This window comes from Streptomyces sp. HSW2009, from assembly GCF_040240285.1.
GTDB lineage: Bacteria > Actinomycetota > Actinomycetes > Streptomycetales > Streptomycetaceae > Streptomyces.
Genome location: NZ_JBEHZD010000782.1, coordinates 1 through 2,812, shown reverse-complemented (window position 1 = coordinate 2,812; position 2,812 = coordinate 1). Strand labels below are relative to the sequence as shown.

Sequence of the window (2,812 nt, the reverse complement as noted above, 5' to 3'; positions counted from 1 at the left end):
GGGCGGTGGGTGAGACAAGGAGTGGGGGGTGGCGGTCGGTCCCGGGGCGCTCGCACGCGGGGCACCGGGCCCGGGCGCCGGGCCGCCCCCCCCCCCCGGGGGGGCGCGCCCCGGGGGGGCGGGGGGGCCCCCCCCCCGGGCGGGCCGCCGCCCCGTCCCCGGGTTCAGGCAGCCGCCACTTCGAGCCGGGCGCTGAACTCCCGCACCACCGGCTCGTCCCGGAAGGGTTCGAGGCGCTGTTGCAGGTCGTCCAGGTACTCCACGCCGCGGTTGGAGCGCAGGCCGCTCAGTACGTCGACGGCCTTGGCGCCGGTGTGGCACGCCTCCTCGACCTCGCGCTGCTGCACCTGTGCCGCGGCGAGCAGGAGCAGGCCGATCGCGCGGCGTCTGGCCCGGCTCTCGGGGTGGTGCTCGACCGCGTCCCTCGCGTGCTGCCCGGCCGTCTCGCCCTGGCCGAGGTCGCGGTGGCAGTGGGCGAGTTCGTCGGCGAGGTAGGCCCGGTCGAAGTGCCGGATCCACTGCGGGTCGTCGCCCGATTCGGGGGCCGCATCGGCCGCCTCCAGGGCGGCGCTGGCCTGGCCGGCCGCCGCCTGGCAGGCCCGCGCGTCGCCGAGCAGGGCGTGCCCGCGCGCCTCCGCCGCGTGGAACATCGCGCGCGCCCGCGGGGTGATCTGCCCCCGGGCCCCCTCCTGCGCGGCCCGCGCCAACTGCGCGATCTCCCGCGGGTTGCCGAGCGTGGCGGCGAGGTGGCTCATGCTCGCGGCCAACACGTACCCGCCGTACCCGCGGTCGCCGGCGGCCTGTGCAAGACGCAGCGCCTGGATGTAGTAACGCTGGGCGAGGCCCGGCTGGCCGGTGTCGACGGCCATGTAGCCGGCGAGTTCGGTCAGCCGGGCGACCGCGGCGAACAGGTCGCGGCCGACGGTCTCCCGGTACGAACCGCCGAGCAGCCCGGAGACCACGCTGTTCAGATAGTGGACGACGACCGGGCGGACGTGGCCGCTGCCGTACTGATGGTCGAGTTCGACGAGCGCCTCCGTGGGCGCGCGGACCGCGGCCACGTCCGCCTGGCCGACCCGGGCCCCCGCGGAGCGGGCCACCTGCGGGTCGGCGCTGGTGATCAGCCAGTCGCGGCTGGGCTCGACCAGCGCGGACGCGGCCACCGTCGAGCCGCTCAGGAAGTCCCGCCGGCCCACGTCGCTCCGCCACAGCTCGCAGACCTGCTCGATGGCGCCGAGCACGGTGGGCGAGAACTGGAGGCCGACGCCCGATGCGAGGTTCTTGCCGCCGGCCATGCCGATCTCGTCGATGGTGACGGTGCGCCCGAGCTTGCGGCCGAGCGCCTCGGCGATGATGGCCGGCGCCCGGCCGCGCGGCTGCTGTCCGCGCAGCCAGCGGGCCACGGACGTCTTGTCGTAGCGGAGATCGAGTCCGTGCTCGGCGCCGCACATGTTGACGCGGCGCGCCAACCCGGCATTGGAGCAGGCGGCTTCCTGGATGAGCGCCTGGAGCCGTTCGTTCGGCTGCCGCGCTACGAGTGGCCTGGCGGCCATGGTGTACCCCCTGATGACTGCTGTGCGTTCGCGGAGAACGCCGGTGCCTCGTGAACATTGCCCGCGCAAAAGAGGGGAAATACCGCAGTTGCCCGTATTGATCGCATGCGGGCAACTGCTGAACGCCCCTGTCCCCCCGCGACATCGCGGCCGTCGAGCACCTGGTGCGTGCTCGTCACGGAAGGTGGTTACCCGCACACGGCCCGAGTCGTCGCACGCGCCCCCGTTCATGCATCGATGCGCCCCACGTGCCGTGGCGAAGCGGGCACCGTCAACTCCGGAGTAGCCGTAACCCTTGGTGACAGCGGGAGTTGTGTTGAGCGTGGAGGAGACCTTGGACGTCACAGCAAGTCGGCAAATCCCCCAGCAGCGCGGTGAGCTGCTGCTCGACGCGGCGGTGCGGTACGCGGAGGAGCGTCATTGGGAGGTCCACCCCGGCACCTGGCTTGAGGTGGTCGAGGGGGGCGAGCGGTGCTCGTGCGGGCGGCTCGACTGCCCGGCGCCGGGGGCGCACCCGGAGCGCGCGGACTGGGTGGGCTCCGCCAGCGGCAGCCCCGCCGCCGCCCGCCGCATGTGGAGCGAGCACCCGAAGGCGTCGATCCTGCTGCCCACCGGGCACAACTTCGACGTCATCGACGTGTCGGAGTCGGCGGGCTGTCTGGCGCTGGCCCGGATGGAGCGGATGGACCTGCCGCTCGGCCCGATCGCCTGCACGCCGGGCCGCCGGATGTTGTTCTGGGTGATGGCCGGCGGCGCGGCCAAGTTCCCGCATCTCGTACGGGAGTTGGGCTGGACGCCCGCCGCGATGGACCTGATCCCGCGCGGCGAGGGGGACTACGTGGTGGCGCCGCCGTCGCGCGTCGGCTCGCAGGGTGCGGTGCTGTGGGCCAGGCAGCCCACCGCCGTCAACCGCTGGTTGCCGGATGCCGAGGAGTTGGCGAGCGCGCTGGCGTACGCGTGCGGGCGCGAGGCGAGCCTGGCCCGTCGCCGTTAGCCGCTCGCCCTAGCCCCGGCAGGGGCGACCACCAGCAGTACGCCGCAGGTCATCGCAGGTCATCGCGCGCCCGAGAGCAGTCACGCGCCCGGCGCGCGGGGGGAGGGGGGGGGGGGGGCCGGGGCGGGTCGGGGCCACCCCCCGGGGGGCCGGGGGGGGGGGCCGGGGGGGGGCGGGGGGGCGGGGGGGCCCCGGGGGCCAGTCGCGCGGACGGTTCGGATGGCGGGTTCGGGATGCGGCGGTTCCGCGATGCGGGCGGGCCGCC

General features: G+C 75.2%; 2 protein-coding genes. One reads left to right on the top strand and one right to left on the bottom strand.

Annotated elements, in window-relative coordinates; all coding sequences use genetic code 11:
* Window positions 1–164 precede the first annotated feature (164 nt).
* The gene (locus tag AAHZ94_RS32090) at window positions 165–1,553 is read right to left on the bottom strand and encodes an NsdA family TPR-like regulatory protein (protein WP_349997229.1); all 1,389 of its coding nucleotides are present in this window, start codon (window positions 1,551–1,553) and stop codon (window positions 165–167) included.
* 313 nt (window positions 1,554–1,866) lie between these two features.
* On the opposite strand from AAHZ94_RS32090, the gene AAHZ94_RS32085 reads away from it, so the two are divergent.
* Window positions 1,867–2,547, top strand: a complete 681-nt coding sequence (locus AAHZ94_RS32085) for a bifunctional DNA primase/polymerase (protein WP_349997228.1) — start codon at window positions 1,867–1,869, stop codon at window positions 2,545–2,547.
* Window positions 2,548–2,812 lie beyond the last annotated feature (265 nt).

Bases quoted from the DNA above. Each gene is read 5' to 3' on its own strand.
- AAHZ94_RS32090 (WP_349997229.1), bottom strand. From the start codon at position 1,553: ATGGCCGCCAGGCCACTCGTAGCGCGGCAGCCGAACGAACGGCTCCAG.